Source organism: Lactobacillus sp. UMNPBX12 (genome assembly GCF_002553955.1).
Classification (GTDB): domain Bacteria; phylum Bacillota; class Bacilli; order Lactobacillales; family Lactobacillaceae; genus Lactobacillus; species Lactobacillus crispatus.
The window spans coordinates 11,396-29,041 of the sequence record NZ_PCYY01000012.1; the positions used below are offsets into that span (position 1 = coordinate 11,396).

Annotated in this window: 19 protein-coding genes and 2 tRNA genes; 12 read left to right on the forward strand and 9 right to left on the reverse strand. The window is 35.4% G+C overall.

The window, feature by feature from the left end; translation table 11 throughout:
• Nucleotides 1–8: 8 nt before the first annotated feature.
• Nucleotides 9–998 carry a Gfo/Idh/MocA family protein gene (locus CP363_RS06105; RefSeq protein WP_098036005.1) on the reverse strand — a complete coding sequence of 330 codons (990 nt, stop codon included), beginning with the start codon at nucleotides 996–998 and terminating at the stop codon, nucleotides 9–11.
• A complete protein-coding gene (locus CP363_RS06110) occupies nucleotides 985–1,668 on the reverse strand; it encodes a ribose-5-phosphate isomerase A (RefSeq protein WP_098036006.1) in 684 nt (227 codons plus the stop codon). The genes CP363_RS06105 and CP363_RS06110 overlap by 14 nt, the downstream gene beginning before the upstream one ends.
• A 152-nt stretch (nucleotides 1,669–1,820) precedes the next feature.
• Between CP363_RS06110 and CP363_RS06115 the strand changes: the two genes are divergently transcribed.
• The 8 genes from CP363_RS06115 to CP363_RS06150 all read left to right on the forward strand — a co-directional run bounded on the left by CP363_RS06115 (nucleotide 1,821) and on the right by CP363_RS06150 (nucleotide 7,805).
• Nucleotides 1,821–2,654, forward strand: a complete 834-nt coding sequence (locus CP363_RS06115) for a MurR/RpiR family transcriptional regulator (protein WP_005720908.1) — start codon at nucleotides 1,821–1,823, stop codon at nucleotides 2,652–2,654.
• Between the two features lie 328 nt (nucleotides 2,655–2,982).
• Entirely contained in the window at nucleotides 2,983–4,380 is a 1,398-nt protein-coding gene (locus CP363_RS06120) for an SLAP domain-containing protein (RefSeq protein WP_098036007.1), read from the forward strand.
• A 145-nt stretch (nucleotides 4,381–4,525) separates the two neighbouring features.
• Nucleotides 4,526–4,855, forward strand: coding sequence for a PD-(D/E)XK nuclease family transposase (locus CP363_RS06125; RefSeq protein WP_233187143.1), 330 nt, complete (start codon nucleotides 4,526–4,528; stop codon nucleotides 4,853–4,855).
• Between the two features lie 19 nt (nucleotides 4,856–4,874).
• Nucleotides 4,875–5,096: a hypothetical protein gene (locus CP363_RS06130; RefSeq protein WP_233187144.1), complete on the forward strand. Its 222-nt coding sequence runs from the start codon at nucleotides 4,875–4,877 to the stop codon at nucleotides 5,094–5,096.
• A 206-nt stretch (nucleotides 5,097–5,302) separates the two neighbouring features.
• Nucleotides 5,303–6,670 (forward strand): FAD-dependent oxidoreductase, encoded by a 1,368-nt coding sequence (locus tag CP363_RS06135; RefSeq protein ID WP_098036008.1) that lies wholly within the window; start codon nucleotides 5,303–5,305, stop codon nucleotides 6,668–6,670.
• A 122-nt stretch (nucleotides 6,671–6,792) separates the two neighbouring features.
• A tRNA-Tyr gene (locus CP363_RS06140) sits at nucleotides 6,793–6,874 on the forward strand.
• Between the two features lie 34 nt (nucleotides 6,875–6,908).
• A tRNA-Gln gene (locus CP363_RS06145) sits at nucleotides 6,909–6,980 on the forward strand.
• 453 nt (nucleotides 6,981–7,433) lie between these two features.
• Complete coding sequence (locus CP363_RS06150; RefSeq protein WP_089150532.1) at nucleotides 7,434–7,805, forward strand: hypothetical protein; 372 nt, start codon at nucleotides 7,434–7,436, stop codon at nucleotides 7,803–7,805.
• A gap of 1,116 nt (nucleotides 7,806–8,921) precedes the next feature.
• On the opposite strand, the gene CP363_RS06155 is transcribed toward CP363_RS06150, so the two are convergent.
• From CP363_RS06155 to CP363_RS06185, 7 genes are all read right to left on the reverse strand, one after another.
• Nucleotides 8,922–9,269 (reverse strand): hypothetical protein, encoded by a 348-nt coding sequence (locus CP363_RS06155; RefSeq protein WP_089143142.1) that lies wholly within the window; start codon nucleotides 9,267–9,269, stop codon nucleotides 8,922–8,924.
• Nucleotides 9,270–9,625: 356 nt separating this feature from the next.
• Nucleotides 9,626–10,993, reverse strand: a complete 1,368-nt coding sequence (locus CP363_RS06160) for a VapE domain-containing protein (RefSeq protein WP_089143143.1) — start codon at nucleotides 10,991–10,993, stop codon at nucleotides 9,626–9,628.
• A 128-nt stretch (nucleotides 10,994–11,121) separates the two neighbouring features.
• On the reverse strand, nucleotides 11,122–11,430 hold the full coding sequence (locus tag CP363_RS06165) for a DNA-binding protein (RefSeq protein ID WP_198995781.1): 309 nt from the start codon (nucleotides 11,428–11,430) through the stop codon (nucleotides 11,122–11,124).
• A 4-nt stretch (nucleotides 11,431–11,434) separates the two neighbouring features.
• On the reverse strand, nucleotides 11,435–11,641 hold the full coding sequence (locus tag CP363_RS06170; RefSeq protein ID WP_089143144.1) for a hypothetical protein: 207 nt from the start codon (nucleotides 11,639–11,641) through the stop codon (nucleotides 11,435–11,437).
• A 2-nt stretch (nucleotides 11,642–11,643) separates the two neighbouring features.
• A complete protein-coding gene (locus CP363_RS06175) occupies nucleotides 11,644–11,871 on the reverse strand; it encodes a hypothetical protein (protein ID WP_089143145.1) in 228 nt (75 codons plus the stop codon).
• A gap of 2 nt (nucleotides 11,872–11,873) precedes the next feature.
• On the reverse strand, nucleotides 11,874–12,092 hold the full coding sequence (locus CP363_RS06180; protein WP_089143146.1) for a hypothetical protein: 219 nt from the start codon (nucleotides 12,090–12,092) through the stop codon (nucleotides 11,874–11,876).
• Complete coding sequence (locus CP363_RS06185; protein WP_089143575.1) at nucleotides 12,085–12,306, reverse strand: helix-turn-helix transcriptional regulator; 222 nt, start codon at nucleotides 12,304–12,306, stop codon at nucleotides 12,085–12,087. Before CP363_RS06185 ends, CP363_RS06180 begins: the two co-directional genes overlap by 8 nt.
• Before the next feature lie 146 nt (nucleotides 12,307–12,452).
• Here CP363_RS06185 and CP363_RS06190 point away from each other — a divergent pair, with 146 nt between their 5' ends.
• The 4 genes from CP363_RS06190 (at nucleotide 12,453) to CP363_RS06205 (ending at nucleotide 17,577) form a co-directional block, all read left to right on the forward strand.
• Complete coding sequence (locus CP363_RS06190) at nucleotides 12,453–13,103, forward strand: helix-turn-helix transcriptional regulator (protein WP_089143574.1); 651 nt, start codon at nucleotides 12,453–12,455, stop codon at nucleotides 13,101–13,103.
• A gap of 156 nt (nucleotides 13,104–13,259) precedes the next feature.
• Complete coding sequence (locus CP363_RS06195; RefSeq protein WP_068813864.1) at nucleotides 13,260–14,411, forward strand: tyrosine-type recombinase/integrase; 1,152 nt, start codon at nucleotides 13,260–13,262, stop codon at nucleotides 14,409–14,411.
• 356 nt (nucleotides 14,412–14,767) lie between these two features.
• Entirely contained in the window at nucleotides 14,768–16,351 is a 1,584-nt protein-coding gene (locus tag CP363_RS06200; RefSeq protein ID WP_098036018.1) for a peptide ABC transporter substrate-binding protein, read from the forward strand.
• 110 nt (nucleotides 16,352–16,461) lie between these two features.
• Nucleotides 16,462–17,577 carry a hypothetical protein gene (locus CP363_RS06205; RefSeq protein WP_023488289.1) on the forward strand — a complete coding sequence of 372 codons (1,116 nt, stop codon included), beginning with the start codon at nucleotides 16,462–16,464 and terminating at the stop codon, nucleotides 17,575–17,577.
• Nucleotides 17,578–17,646 lie beyond the last annotated feature (69 nt).

Sequence of the window (17,646 nt, forward strand, 5' to 3'; positions counted from 1 at the left end):
CCAACTAATTATTCCTCGTTATCAAATGGATAAGTCATGCCCCAGGCAGTTCTAATACTGGTTAAAATATGGGCGATCATGCGAGATTTTTCTAATTCGCCTTCGTCATGACCTTGTTCAATATACTTTTGAAAATCAGTGACTTCATATTCAAGTGCTTGGTCAGCCTCTCCAGCAGTAACCTTATCATAGCTTTCCTCATGAGCACTCTGGGTGTAAGTAATATCAGCTTCAGTGCCGCGAGGATATTGATTGATTTCGAAATAACCTTTGGTGCCCGAAACCAGTCCGCGCTTAGGCTGCTTGGCCCGCATCGATAATGACATTACTGCCATTTGACCTTTCGAATTTTTCAAAATAATGCCACTTTCTTCGTCAACACCAGTTTCAAAGAATTTTACCGTGGTATTGATACTTTCAGGATATTCATCCATGAAACTAATAGCAAAAGCAGTTGCGTAGCCGCCAATATCCAGCAATGCACCACCAGCGAGATCCTTATTAAAGAAGCGATTCTGCGGGTCGTATTCCTTCAGTGAACCAAAATTAATTTGGATCATTTTAATATCGCCAAATTTGCCGGTCTTAATCATATCTTGCATCTTTTGGTAGATTGGCATGTGATAAAGGGTAAAGCCTTCCATTAAGATTAGTTGTTTCTCTTTGGCTAATTGAGCCACTTCATCAAATTGCCGCGCATTGACGGTAATTGCCTTTTCGCAAAAGACATGCTTGCCGGCATTGAGGGCCTTTTTGATGTAGTCGTAGTGGAAAGTGTGTGGGGTAGCAATATAGATGATATCAATGCTAGGATCCTTAATCATTTCATCAGGATTAGTGAAAGCATGCTGTACATGTTTTTCTTGGACAAAGGCACGGAGTGCTTCTTCATTTGGATTTGCGGCAGCATAAATTTCGCCGTTGACTTTGTTCAAAGCATCAGCCATATCATGTGCAATCCAGCCAGTACCAATAATTCCCCAATTAAATTTTTTCATGATCATTACCTCTCTTAAGTTCAATAATTTTTCCATCTTTTTCGGTAATTAATGAAGTAGCTAAGTTTTCAAATAGTGAAGAACTAACTACGCCATTTTGTAAACAAAGTTGACGATTAAGTTCAGTGATATTGTGCCAATCTTCGTTAAAAACATCGATTAAGTAGTTGCCCAAAGGCGTACGGGCAAATGCAGCTACTGAACTATCTTGTCGAATCTTACTAGTTAAATGTAAACTGCTTAAATACTTCTGTATTTGATTAACACAAGGCAGTGCCACTTCAAGACAAAGTGGAATTTTAGGATTCAGAATCGGTTGTATCCTTTCACTGGGTAAGAGTAGGATAAACTGTTTGGCAATTTGTGCTGCCTGTTTTTCAAAAAGATGAATTCCACCCAAACTTTTTAGAACATTAAAATTCTTATCAATACTATCACAACCATCAAAAGCAATATCGATTTTGGTTGCTGCAGTAGAAGGAAGAAGCTCTAATCCGAGTTCTTTGCACCTAAAGCGAGTAAGTTCGGATGGAGAATATAATGTGATGTCTAAGTTATGCTGTGCAATAGCTTGAGCTAACTTAAATACATTGCTTCCGCCGCCAAGAGAAATAGTCATTTTCGGCTTGATTTTACTTAAAGCGAGGGCACTTATCGAATTAATTTTCATTTTATTTTCTCCTGTGAAAATTATTTACAAATACATACTACCTTGGTAAATGATTTTCGTCAATCAAAATATAAATTTATTTTCTTTAAAAATAAAATTGTGAAAATTAATTACATTGATGATATAATTTTGGCACAGAAAAGGTGAGAATAATGACTAAAATTATCGATACAATCTATAGTAAATTAGCGACAATGTCAGCCAGTGATCAGAAGATTGCTCAAGTGATCTTAAAACAGCCCGAACAGGTGGTAAATTATACAATTTCAAAATTAGCAACTGAAGCTGAGGTGAGTGATGCTTCGGTGACGCGTTTTTGTCATAATTTAGATTTGACAGGTTTTCATGATTTAAAAATTCAACTAGCTCAGAATGCAACTGAAAGTGTGTCACTTCAAAATATGTCACGTGATGATGCTAGTGCTAATTTGGAATTAATTGAGAAAAATAAAGTCGCCGAGATTAAGGCGACTTTGGAGAATGTGACTGAAGCCAAATTAGATCAGGTGCTGCATTTTTTGACTGAAAGCAGAATTGTGCAGGTTAGTGCGGAGGGCGATACTTATCCGGTGGCCGCTGATGCAGTGTATAAGTTTAATCAGATTGGCTTGTTGGCAATTGATTCGGGTGGCACGATTGAAACGGCAATTGCGCAGACAATGAACCTGAGTAAAAAGGATTGCTTGTTGGTGATTTCGAATTCAGGTGAAGCAGCGGGAATCATTAAGCAAATTAAGGTAGCCAAACAAAAAGGGATGCCGGTGATTGCGATCACCAATCGCGATGATTCACCGATTGCACTATTAGCTGATGTGCATTTAAAGACAGCAGTGCGGCAGACGGTGATGCAATCGCAGTATTATTTCTCACGCGTGGCAAGTATGACAATGATTGAGGCATTATATTTGTTACTTATTGCGGGGGATGCAGGGCGAGTTGAGCATATTAAAGAACATGAAGCAATTATTTCTAATCAAAAAATCTAAGAGCTTTAATTTTTTTAAGCGAACAAGTGTTAAAATTACATTTTCTTAACACACATAAGTTCTGTCATAAATCAATAACTTGTTTAAAACTTCACAAAAATGTAATGTTTTGAATCTTAATTGTAAAAGTCCGGTAACTACAGTTTAACAAATAAAGGGTAGGGTATTACTGGTGATTTTAGGAGGTATTCTTAAAATCACACACACGAGTCGATCCTGTTTTTAGTAATCGGGTTCGTAACATGCTATAATTATTTCACAAGCAGAAGAAGATATAACTTACTGCTTAGGATGAATTTCTGTTTCAGAAAGGAAAGGCCACATAATTATGAGAAAGAATACAAGAATTGTAAGTATGGCTGCTGCCGCATTGCTAGCAGTTGCTCCTGTAGCAGCTGGTGTTGTTCCAGCAGCTAGTGTACAAGCTTCAGGGAATGCAGCAACTACTAAACAAGCTGCTATTATCTCAGTTGTTAATAAGGACGGAAAAGAGCTTACCAAAGACAATAACAGTAACAGTTATTCAAGTACTTTAAATTTAAGTAGTAATGAAAATAGTGTGAGTGCAATCACTAATAGAATTATCGATAATTACCAATATAAAGTTGGTAATGGAAAAGCACAAAAATTAGATAAAAATTTAGTTGAAAAAGCTGTACGAGATGCTTTAACTACGGCACAGGTAACTGTTGATGCACAAGGTAATTTTACTTCACCAGCTGTATCGTTTCCTATTAGTATTGCTGTAGCAAGTGGCAATGCTACTGCTGCATCATTAAACTTGATGGTGATGCCATATGATGCATCAACTGATACAAGTTTGAATCCAACTATTACCTATAACAATAAGCAATACAAGAGTTCACAAACTTTAAATGACATAAATGCTGCATTTGCTAATGTTGCGTTAAATGGTACTGTTGATACTGCAGCAATTCAACGTGCATTTACTGCTACTGCAGCAGGTGGTAGTACTCCATTAACTGTGACTGTTGATGCTTCTAAAGTTAATACCTCAATTGGTGGTACTTATCCTGTAACTGTTTCAGCTACCGATGCGAACACCAAGCGTACTGTAACCTTGACGTTTAATGTTCAAGTAGGTGTGGCTGGAGCTAAGTACCAAACTGCAACTACAGCTAATAATGCAGATATTCCAGTTTATACAATTTATGGTAATGCTGTGAGTCAAACTAATACTACTATTAAGAGTGGCACTCAAGTTCCAACCTTTGGTACTGTAACTGTAGGTAACACTTCATACACTCGTATCAATAGTGCAAATTCAAATGAATTTGTATTAAGTAGTGTATTTAATAATGCACCTGCCAAGGACACTAACACCAAGACTTTGCCAGTGATGGTTGATTCAAGAGCTTACGACAAGAACGGTAACTACTTAGGTCACATGTACTATGCTTACAATGACATTGAAATTGTTCCAACTATCGTAACTATCAACGGCAAGACTTATTACAAGGTAGCTAACAAGGACGAATACGTTCGTGTAACCAACATTACTGGTAACCAACGTACTTTAAAGCACAATGCTTACATTTACTGGTCATCATACCGTCGTACTCCAGGTACTGGTAAGATGTACAGAGGCCAAACTGTAACTACTTACGGTGGTCAAATGAGATTCAAGAACGGTAAGAAGTACTACAGAATTGAAGGCTGCAGAAACAACAATAAGCGTTACATCAAGGCTGTAAACTTCTATTAAAAAGTAGAATAATTTAACTGAAAGAGTCGATGCATTTGCATCGGCTTTTTTCGTGTCTAAATTTTTAAATTTCTGAAAAAATTTGCACTTTTTTGCGTAATAAATAGTGGAGGGTAATTTTCTTGCTTAAGAAAAGAGGTAAAATATGAGGAGAAGAATTAATCGATATCCTCGAATTACTAACAACTTGGTATTCGGTCATGTTATGAGCAATAAAAAGAATTGTCTGGAACTGCTACGTCGGATGTTTCCTGAATTAAAATTGACAAAAGTTAATGTCATTACCCAGTATGACGGCAACATTGGACTAGAATCTAAAAACATTCGCTTAGATATCTGGGCACAAGATGATCAAGGTCGAGTGTATGATATTGAGATGCAAACAACACGTAAAAATGATCTAGAAAAACGGATGATGTACTACGCAGGGATATATTGCCAGCCTGCAGAAGGATATCGACTACTACGTGAATAGCGGAAAGTGGGTCTAAGACATGAATAAGCTAGAATATGAGATGAATGAAGTTGCTAAAAGAGCTGCAGAAAAATCGACTAAAGAAGCTAAAATAGTAGATGCAAAAAAGTTCATTGGCTATGCCAAAAATCATGGTACTAATTTAGAAAATGCAATCCAGGAAACAATGGATATGTATGATGAAGTTCTTAATCGTAATGAAATCACTAAATTAGTGAACGAAATCTATCAGCAGAATTAGCTAAATAAGATAATTTTGGAAAATTTCCCTCTAGAGTACTACTATCAGTAGTGCTCTTTTTTATATAAAAAATATATTGCTGCTTCGCACTAATCAAAAGCAAATTAATTGAAATATCTTATTAAAAGATAAATAATGTAACCAGTTACAATAACTGCTATTACTTAAAAACGACAATTATTGCTGCATTATTAGGAGGTCAGGCTATGTCGAAAAAGCAAATCGTTATTGTAGGTGCATCTCATGGCGGTCAAGAGGCAGCTTATGAAATCTTAGATCGTTATGACGATGTCGATGTCACAGTTTATGAAGCAGGCGACTTCGTTTCCTTTATGTCTTGCGGAATGAAGCTATTCCTTGAAGGAAAAACTACAGGCCAAGACAACGTTAGAAACTTTACTCCTGAAGATCTAGCTGAACGGGGTGGTAAAGTTGTTAATAACACAGCAGTAACAGCTCTTGATCCAGCTAAAAAGACGGTTACTGTCAAAAACGTAAAAGATGGTACAACCAAAGAAGTTAGTTATGATAAGCTAATTATTTCTTCAGGTGTTAACCCCGCAAGTTTGCCTCTTCCTGGAGCAGACCTGAAAAATATTATGTTGATGAGAGGCTATGATTGCGCTACAGAGATCAATGCAGCTGCTCAAGATGAAGCTATTAAAAATGTTGCAGTTATTGGTGCTGGTAACGGAATTGCAGCTGCCGAGGTTTTCGCTAAAGCAGGCAAGAATGTTACTTTAATTGACGGTGGGCAAAAACCACTAGAAAATTATTTGAATGATACTTATACTAGCTTATTTGAAAAAGAATTGACTGATCATGGTGTTAACCTGGCTATGAACACTAAAGTTACTGGCTTTGTTGGCAATGGAAAGGTCAATGCAGTTCAGACTGATAAGGGTGATATTACTGCTGATTGTGTCATTATTACAGTTGGTATTAAGCCAAATACTGATTGGTTGAAAAACACGATCGATCTTTATGACAATGGCTACATTAAGGTAGACAATTACTTTAGAACCAATGTAAAGGATGTCTATGCAATTGGGGATGCAATCTTCCCATTTAGCATTCCAGCTAACAGAAGAGTACCGATGCCATCTGCCATTGCTGCACGGCATGAGGCTCAATATGTTGTTGAGCACTTATTTGAAGACAAGCCAGAACGTGTCTTTAAGGGCTTAGTTGGTGCACAATTGCTTGAAGCTTTTGATTTACATGCAGTAACAACAGGACTCAGTGAAAAGAATGCCAAGCGAGCAGGAATTAATGCAAAAGAAACAGTCTTAAAGAGTTATCTTCGTCCAGACTATATTCCTGAAAAAGATAATCCTACTTGCTATATTGCTGTTGTTTATAATGAAGACAGCCACCAAATCTTAGGCGGTAGCGTACTTTCATCATATGACATTAGTGGCCAAGCCAATGTTTTGAGCTTAGCTATTAGAAATAAGTTGACACTGGAAGATTTAGCAGAAGCAGATTTCTTCTTTTCACCAACTTATGACAAGCAATGGAGTCTGGTAAATCAAGTAGCACAAAAGGCATTAGGCTTAAAATTAACTGTTTAGATATAAATCAATTTTTAAATTTTGAGAAGAGGTCGTCATGGCTTCTTCTTTTTTTTGAAAAAAGTTTCAAAAAAGTCTTGCATTTGATTTGGATTTTCGTTATTATAATTAAGTCAGCTAACGGAGGAGTAGCGAAGTGGCTAAACGCGGCGGTCTGTAAAACCGCTCTCTCTGAGTTCGGCGGTTCGAATCCACCCTCCTCCATTGTTGAACGACAAGTAAAAAGTTCAGCTGGTATTGGGTTATAGCCAAGTGGTAAGGCAATGGTTTTTGGTACCATCATGCGCTGGTTCGAATCCAGCTAACCCAATAGTTCTAAAAGAACACCCAACCCGAATTAAAAAAGCGCTAATGTATCTAAGTGGTGTGAACACTTGATATAATGCGCTTTTTTGTTTTTCTAAATTAAATGAAATTGCTGGAAAATGAATTAAAAGAGCAATATTAGAAGTGATATCTTGAAAATTTAACCGCAAAAATGGATAAAAAGTGAATTGGTCTAGGAGCAATATTTAGACCCGAGAATTATTGGAGATGAAACAGCAAAAAACATTAATATATAGGGCTATACAGTGAATTCACTAACCTAAATAGTTAGGAACAATATTTTTAACGTGTAAGTGGGTTAATCTTAAATATTTAACCATGGTATAATTAAGTCAATATCATTGTTCATGTTAACCAGCGTTTTGGGACGTTGGTTTTCTTTTTGAGTAAAATATAACTAAAAGGTATTGAATTAAGGCAAGGATGAATATTAATTATGATTAAGCACAACAAGGGAGTAAGGGACTTCTTTAAAAATGATTATCCTAAATTATATTTGTTGTCTGGTAGCCAGATACCCACCGATATTAATTTAGATGATAAAAGCCGTATTGGCTATTATTGGAATGTTCTAGCTATAACATGGTTAACTATCAATAGACTTGAAGACACGCCACAGCATCCCTATAGAACGATTATTGTAGAACATTGTATTAACCATGTAACTATAAAAGACATAGTAAATACGTATAAACACAGTGGATTTTGGGGATCGAATAGGAAAAATGAAGCATTAAAAAAGTTTGCTGAAATATTTAAGCAAGAACAGATTAAGAATAAGGTCTATCCGCTGTTAGAATTTGAGTAAAAAATAAGCACCAGTAATTAGGTTTACTAGTGCTTTTAGTATGCTGTCAGATTGATTTTAAGAGGGGCTAGAGCGGTTTTATTAGCGGTTTAGTATGACTATACTTAATAGCGCAAAAACGGTTCAGTCTTGCAATTTAATAGACAAGGTTAAAAGCCACGCCACACAAGGGATGCAATGGTTTTATTTAATCTGAAAAAAGCCCCGAAACCTGAACTTTTCTGCACCTGATTGTTTCATAATGTTTCATTAAAAAGCCCATGAAATTACGTTTTTTTTACGGTTTAAGCATGACACATTAAGTTAGGATTGGTCAGGTTTTGTCAGGTCGTAAAAGCCTGAATTTTGCCCAATTTTGCCCAATAAATACGGCTAAATAAAAAGCCCCTAAAATCTGCCTTTTTCTGCAATAGAATCAGTTCAGCAAAAAACCCGTAAATGTTAGATTTTGTTAACCGTGATTGTGATAATATCAACGATTAGCCACCGTTTTGGATGCAACATTTAAGGGCGAAAACCTGAATAAACCTGAATATTTCCACAGTTGGTATTTATTAAATCTGTTCCAGTACGTGCAGCTCAAATATTTGTACTACATACCTAGTATTAAAAAAAGTCCCATATTAGGAAAAATGCGGAAATAATCTGACTCAAAAGCCAAGATCTTAACAATTTCTCCCAATCAAAAAGCCCCGAAATCTTTACTTCTCTTTACCCTAAATTGTGCGAATTCGCCATTAATCAAAATCGCCCTAACCATTGATATGACTTAATTTACATGAGGTTTTCTAAGTAAGTAAAAAGCCCCTAAAACGGTCATTTTAAGGGTAGAGAATTATATTAGTATTTATTTGTATAAGTAGAGCTAAAGTCCCAAATTGGGACTGGTTGAGTAAATCCGCTCTTGTTCAAAACAATAATGTAGTAGTTTGTAGTATTTATTTTAGTCAGTTCCATAAATAAATTTTAATCAATTTAATTTTGAAAAGCCCCTAAATGCGTCAGACGCATTTAAAAGATCAACGATGTCAATTCCATCTTTAGCTAGTCACCGTCTTCTTACTATCATGATAACAAAATAGGTGCATCCCTGAAACGGGACACACCATATTATTTTTATTTTAGTAAGTCTTTCATTAAGCTAATATCTTTACTCCAATTTGCGAGATCTTTTTTATTAATTAATGTTCGTTTTGGTGTTTTGCCTACAAAATAATATTTATACCCTTCATGATTTTCATTAAAAGTAAATATGGTAGGCTGTCCCGTCTTTTCTAAAGCGATTCTAGTTAACCACATACCATTGCTTAATTCATTAAGATAAATGGAGTGGCTAGCTTTATCAATTAATGACATGACAAAATGAGTAAAATTATTTCGTGCTGTTTTGCCTAGCTTGCTTTCAATATCATTTAAAGTTTTTTCAGAACTTAAATCCTGAATAGTAGTTAATGTGTAATACATTTTGTAATTCCTTTCTAGCAAACCACCGCTATTGGCGTAGTAGTGGTTTATTTTGGCGGGGTGGTTAGTTCAAATATATTAACAACAAGACACCACAAGACACCTTACAAGACAGGCGTAAACCGTACAGCCCCAAGGGATTAGACTGTATAAGACGACAAGACACCACTTTTCTAACTTTCCCCTGTATCTCCTTTATACGTTCCACGTTGTTTCACATCGTATTATTTATATACTTTTTATATAAAATAGGTGTCTTATTGTCTTGTAAAGTGATGTAAACGCTGGTATATCAACGTTTATTAACAAGACACTTTATATAAAAAAGCCGTCTTATACCGTCTTACATCGTCTTATTACTTTCTTTTTCTGAAGCCGTGAACTTGTTTACCTTTGTAATATCCGCGTTTGCTACCATCATAATTAAAAACGTTGGTCATTAAATTGCGAATTTTAGTATCTTGGTATTGATTAAGTAACAACATAAGTGGTTTAGTAGGGATGAAATCAGCGTTATTAAAATCATTTTCTAAAACATCAAATAATTCATCTTCTGCACTGTCAACATATTCAAATTTTTTACGGTGGTCTGCTAACATTTTTTCTTGATTAGGTGAAAGTAAAAACGGGTCTTTAGCTTGTTTGTAAAGCCAGACAGCTTCGCCCCATAACTGTTCAACATATTTAGGGGTTAAATCAGTAACAGGATTCTTTTTTTGTTTGCTTTTATGAGACATTAACGGTAAAAAGCGCCTAGTACCTGTTTTGTCTTTTAAATAGGTTCTATTATTGGTAGTTCTAGCAAAGATAAATTTTTTAGTAAATTGTTTTGGGTGTTTAGCATATGGAGGGCGATATTTAAAATTATTATCAGTTAAAAAACGTTTCATTTCTTCGAATGAACTTTTACTAGAGGCGGTCATTTCATCATCATTAATAATGAACATACCTATTAAGTTGCTTAAATCGTCCTTATCAGTAAATGAATTAAATTGGTCTGTATATAGCCCAAGCGGTGCAATATTCTGTAAAAGTGATGTTTTACCTACACCTTGACTACCAACTAAATCTAATGACTGATCTACTTTAGTTAAGGGATGATAAACTTTAGCCACACCGCCCATAAACCATAGCCTTGTAATTAAAATAGATGCATCGCTTTTGGTTACGCCTAAGAAATCGGGGAAAAAGTCGTCTAGCCTACGTTTTTTATCATAATTCTTATAAGCTTCATTCATATAATCAAACATGGGATTAAAGGCGTGGCGATGAGACACTACATTTATAGCACTCTCAATTCTTGCTTTATTAAAAGCTGTATAATCATAAATCTGCTTACTTTCAATATAATTAGCAATTTCATCATCATAAGTATCAATAAAAGCGCCTTTTTTAATATGAAGTAAAGGTATATCCTTAGTAATTTCATTTTCTTCAGAAAATTCATTATATTTAAATGCGCCTTTGAATATTGGGTCATTATCTAAAATAGCCACAACATTTTTAATACTGTCTTTCTTAATATTGCCAGTAGAATTTAGATTAAAAATAGAACGTAACAAAGTGTATTTTTTAGAACGTCTTTCATTATCTTTTCTTATACTTTCTACCGATTTTTCAGGCAAAGAAAATGGTAAATCTTCACTATGTTTCTTAAACTCTTTATCAATCTTTACCATGTTTTTTGCTTGCTTTAGCGGTTTATTTTTCTTACTATTAGTCATAAGGAAAAATCATCCTTTCTAAATATTTATGATTATTCATATAGATTAATTACCTCATTTCTATTTTTTTAGGTTAAGTATTAAATACCTAAGATTAGCTCATTTGCACGCTGTAATAATATTTCTTGTTAGTCCTTAACTACGCCCATGGTTACGGGCTTTTTATTTTGCCTTTGTGAGGGCATCTCATGGGACTTTAGCCAATTAGTTATGCTTTGTTTTCCATAGAGTTTGCGACCGTCAATGTTTGCCACTGGCATCCCTAATGAAGCCCAATATGTAACAGTTGATTCAGCCACGCCAAAATATTTAGCAATCTCTTTGCGGTTTAAGTATGGTTTGCTGGTGGTAGTGGCTTGCTTAATAGCGTCCTTGACCACGCCCATCACATAAGTTTTAATCTCGGTTTCTTGGTTTTCGTCTAGTTTAAACTCCATTGTGTTAGTTCTCCTTATCTTCATAACGTTCAAACCATTCTTGTTGGTCTGCTAAATCTAAAGCATTTTTTGCAATTTCTCGCCATATATGGGATGCAGGATAGGTTACACCGTCTATAATTTCAGTACTTTCATTTTCTGCACTTTCAATTAACATCTTTAAAGTTTCGATGTCTTGGGTCATTTTTTTATCACGTTTATCAAATTCCATAATTATTGCTCCTTTTCAATAAATTTAGCTTGATCTTCAAGGTTACCGCCTAGCTCCAAAATGCTTTTACTTAGATACTTAAGTGTTTTCTTGGTGGTCAAGGGGTCGCTAGGGTCTTCTTCTTTGAGTTTGTCTATTTCATCGTTTATTGCATTAAAAAGTGGGTAAAGCTGTTCTGCTGCGTTTTTCATTTCATCTAATGCTTGATGCAATTTAATTTCATCGTTCATTGTTAAGCCTCCATAGGTTCATAGTCATCAAAATCATATCTACCGCTCTTAAGGTCTTGAATGGTCTCTGTTAAATCTGACCGCCAAACCTCTATAAATCGTTCTTCAATTTGATTAGAGCCGTACTCTACAATAGTTCCATCAACAAACGCACAGTAAAGCGTATTATCGTGATACCAGCGTTCAACTACGCCAGTACCATAGGGGCTATAGTTATTCATTGTTTGCCACCTCCTTTGTGGGATGCACGTTAGCGGTAAGCCATGAATTAATTTTATGAACCGTTTCAGTTCGTAAACCGTTGGTTTTCCCATTAATGATATTGCCCATGGTGTAGCGGCTCACGCCTAACTGTTGGGCTAGTGATGAGATAGTTAAATTTTTTCTACCTCGTTCAATTCTTAACGTTTCTAATTGTTGGCTTGTGATTTCCATAAATAAAACCTCATTTCTCGTTTAAAAAAAGCAACACATTTTGTTGACATAAATAAATATAAATCATTAATTCTTATAAGTCAACAAAAAGTGTTGCAAAAAGACAAACTAATATTTAAACTAATATTGAGAAGAGGTGAGAAAAAATGAAGAATAATTTGCAGAAACTAAGAAAACAAAATAAGCTAAGTCAAAATGACTTAGCCAAACTACTTGGAGTTACTCGACAGGCGGTAAGTTTATATGAACAGGGTAAACGACAATTAAAACAGAAAGATATTAATACATTAACTAAATATTTTAGTGTTTCGAAAAATTATTTATTAGGTGCATATTCAAGAGAAGAAATATTAGCAATGCTTCAAGAATCGTATTCTAAAGCAACTCGTTATTATGAAGATAACTACTATAAAGTTCAAAACAGTATTGCATTCAACGTGGATTTAATAATGATTGCTAACGGTGAAATAGAACCTAATGAACCATATCTCATAGGGATGTTAAGTCCTGATGATGTGATTAAATTAGAGTTTTGGCAAAATAATTTTTCTTTTATTTTTAATAGCGTGGCTATGAATTGGTTAATTAGTAGACCTATTGAGGTAACAAAAGAAGAGGTATTAAAAGCAATCAATGAAGCTCTTCAAATTGAAATATCTAAGCTTTCAACTGACACAAGAGAGAGAACTAATGAATATGGAGAATGGTTAGAAAGCCCATCACATTATTTAGCAGAACGCCAAGAATTTATTAACGATCATATAACAAATGATGGAACACTAAATTTAAATTCTTAATGCTGACATCTGCTGACATCGCAATTCTAAAGCCACGTTCATTCTGATTGACTGATAATTAACAATCTTGCATCCCTGCAGCCGCACATCACACATGTTAAATACTTAAGATTAGCCCACTTGCACGCTTTTTAAACTAATCGAGGTAAGAACAACATGAATAATGATATTAAGGAATATACAACACCTAGTGGTAAGAAACGTTATATGTTTTCAATCTATGTTTGTAAGGATGATTCAACAGGGCAATCAATCCAAATTAGAAAACGGGGCTACAAGAGCTTACAAGATGCACAAAAAGCATATTTGAATTATCAGCAAGACATTTTGAATGGTGAATATAATCCGAATGTTAACGCTCATATTAAGTTAAATAAGCTTATTGATGATTGGTTACCAGTCTATGAACCAACGGTGAAAGAAAGCACCTACGCAACCACATTGCGGATTATTGATAATCACATTAGAAAAGAGCTTGGTAGTTACTACCTTGATAAATTGAATGTAAGGCTATGCGATAAAGCCGTTAAGAAATGGTTCAAGAACTCACCTAAAGTATTTAAGCGCTATGCAATGTACACATCTAAGATTCTTGATTATGCGATTAGCCTAGAACTGATTAAAACTAATCCAATGAAAAAAGTAATTTTACCCAAACCTAAAAAGGATAAGAAAGAATTTGATGCTTTTTACAGTAAGCAAGAATTAGAAGATTTTTTATTTTGGGCTAAAGATTACTCATTTAAAGCATATGCGGTGTTTAGGCTGCTTGCATATAGTGGCATGCGTATTGGTGAATTAATGGCTTTACGGTGGAGCGATGTAGATTTATCAAAAGACACAATCACCATCGAGCGGACTTATTCAAAGGGGCTAAACAATAGACGTTTCATTACTACACCTAAGACTGTTAACGGTTTTCGTACAATTCATGTAGAGCATCAAACATTAAAGGTGTTAACAGAATGGAGAAAACAACAAACAGGGAACTTGATTAGATTAGGTGAAAATGTCTTTAATGCTAACCAATTGGTTTTTAGCAATCTAAATAATGAACCGCTTGAAAGTTATACAGTGGAAAAATGGAATAAGGCTATATGTAATAAGCACCATTTGAGACATATCAAACTACACGGCTTTAGACATACCCACGCTTCATTGTGTTTTGAAGCTGGTTTAGCTATTGGAGATGTTAAAAACCGTTTGGGACATGCTTCAATAAGAACAACCATGGACGTTTACACCCATGTTACTAAGACAAAAGAGAAAGAAAGTGCCGATAAATTTAGTAGATTCATGGAGATGTAGGAGCAATATTACTTTATTAGGAGCAATATTTTAATTTCAGGAGCAATATTTTTCTAGTGTGTTGGCATGCTAGGAGCAATATTCGGAGCAACATTTTAAATAAGGTTAGCTAAACACTTGATATAATGCGCTTTTCGAGGGATGCAATATGATTACACCCAACCCGAAAAAAGAAACGTCCTATGTGACGTTTCTTTTTTTGCCATTTTTGTATACGTATTGATTATAGCTATTATACGGAAAAAGTATTTGAAATTTCTTCCGTATTAGATATACTTGTAAAATGTAAGTATTAAACAAAAAGTAAGTAAAGGGTGAGAAGATTGAGACGTAAAAAATGGATTTTTTCAGGAGTGATGACAGCAGCTGCCGCATTGGTGCTGGCAGCTTGCTCTAACAATGGCAGTAATGCTGCACCGACTGAGACAATGAATACCTCTGTCACAAATGAAATTTCAACTTTAGATTCGAGCAAGTATGGAGATACGACTAGTTCAGAAGTTTTGCAGAATTCCATGGAAGGTCTTTACCGTTTTAATAAGAAAAATCAGCCAGAATTAGCTGGTGCGACAAAAGTTGAACGTTCTAAAGACCAGAAGGTCTATACTTTTACCTTACGCAATAATGCTAAGTGGTCTAACGGTGATCCAGTTACTGCCCTGGATTATGTAACGGCTTGGCGCAGAACCGTTGACCCAAAAAATTCATCTTTAGATGCCGATTCTTATGCCATTATCAAAAACGGTGAGGCAATTTCTCAAGGTAAAGCACCGGTAAATTCATTGGGAATCAAAGCACTCGGCAAGTATAAGGTGCAAGTTACATTAGCTAATCCAATTCCATATTTGCCACAAATCTTAGAGGGTGCACAATTCTATCCTCAGAATTCTAAATTGGTTAAAAAGTTAGGCTCTAAGTATGGGACTAGCAGTAAGAATCTAGTTTACAATGGTCCATTTACCGTATCTGGTTGGACAGGTTCAAATTTGAAGTGGACTTACAAGAAAAATCCAACTTACTGGAACAAGAAAATTGTTGATTTGAATAAAGTTAACGTACAAGTGGTTCAAACTCCTTCAACTGGGGTTAACTTGTTCAGAAGTGGTGAACTTGATTACACGACATTGACTTCTGATTTTGTTAAGCAGTATCAAAATAATTCTAGCTATCATACCAAAGTTACGCCAACTAATGGTTATCTTTCTTTCAACTTGAAGCGTAAGAGTACAGGCAATGTTCATATTCGTCGGGCCATTAGCCGGGCAATTAATAAGCAACAGTTAGTCAAGACCGTTTTGCATCAAGGCAAGGTGTCAAATGGAATTGTTGCCACAAACTTTATTACCGATCAGGCAACTGGCAACGATTACCGCAAGGATGCTGGCGACTTGGTTACCTATAATGCCAAGGAAGCTAAAAAGGAATGGCAACTTGGTTTGAAGCAATTGGGTAAGAAGAAGCTAACCTTAGAATTGCTTACTTCAGATATTGACGATGCTAAGCGCGTGGGTGAATTTATTCAAAGCAATTTGATGAAAAATTTACCTGGTCTAACTCTACGGGTACGGTCAATTCCTTTGAAGTCACGGCTATCTAACACAACTAATCACAATTACGACTTTGTTTACGGAACTTGGCAGCCAAGTTATGAAGATCCAATTGATTTCTTGACAGTTGGTGGTTTGTTTAATTTAGCGCCAGATTATCACAATGCTAACTTCTGGAAGCAAATTGACTTGGCTCGTTCAACTTATGCCACTGATCCGCAGAAGAGATTGAATGCCTTAGTTAACGCTGAAAAACAATTAATTCAAAAGGATGCCTTTGCGGCACCACTATTCCAACAAGGTACGTCATACTTATTGAATAAGAGAGTGAAAGGTTTTCAACTTTCTCCTTATGGTAATGTGGCTTATTACTGGAATGTTAAAATGAAATAGTATAAGAAGCTAGGAATCGCACCTAGCTTTTTTGATGAGCAAAAATACAACATAAATTGAAGAAAATTAGTACAATAGTAATCGGTTTTTACGAGATGAAAGGATAATGGATGGCTAGGATAATTAGAGTAGGGGGATCTAGCAGTTCAGTCAGTTGGCACGAGGCTTTAAAGGATTTGCGTGCCGATGATGTGTTGATGCTGGGCCCCGGATATTATTATTTGCCGCAGGGCATCACACTAACAGATATCACAATTAAGGGAACAGGCTCTTTGCCAGAAGACACGACTATTTATGGCTATATTAGTGTTTCAGAAGATAGTCGTTATGTAACTTTAGAAAATTTATGCATTGATACAACTACCGAACATAATAGCCTATCTGTACCAGTAGGCGTTGATGGCTATTTAACTTTGCGTAATTGCTTTATTAAGGGCACGGGAACTGATACAGCAGCTATCGCGGTTAATGGTAAGATCACGTTGGAACTTTATTCAACCAAAATTGTTAACGGTTCAGTTTCCATGTATGACCATGCCAATTTCCGTTTGGAAATGAATGATTCAGAAATTGATTATTTCTCGGACAAATATTGTGCTTTGGCAATTGAAGGCGAAGGAACAGCAATTGTAAATAATTCAAAGATTCACGGCAGTATTAATACTTTTGCCAAAACGAATGCGGAGTTGGATCTTAATAATTCGGAAGTAGATTATGTATTACTGCATGGGCAAACTTGGATGAATATGCTTAATTCAAAAGTTAAGTCTGCTAGCGATTCCTGCCTTTATTTAAGTGATGACTGCTGGAGCAATATTATGAATTCTACTTTTTTGGGTGGGGTTTATATTGATAAAAAGACACGGACAATCATTCAAAATTCAACCATCAATCGAATGATAGTAGTTGATGAAGCAAAAGTTACAATGAACAATGCCGTAATTTTAGCTCATGCAGATTTTCAAGATCAGGCGAAATGTGATGCTACACGTGTTACCTTCACTGGAAATATGAACTATGAGTACTTTTTAGCTTTGAGCGGTGAAGCTAATATGAAGGGCCACAATATTGTGCTGAATCCTAATCAGGCTAACTTAGCTGTTAAAGATGAAGCAAAATTTAGTGCCAGTGTAGTTGCTAATGATAATGAACAAGTTGAAGTGGAATATAACAAGCGTCCAAATGTTTATATTCTTGGAGTGAAGTGGACCGCTAAGAAAAAATAGTCTGTAAAATTGAAGCAGTGTTATTAATGCAAGCTAGACCAATTTAGATTATAATAATAGCAGTACTAA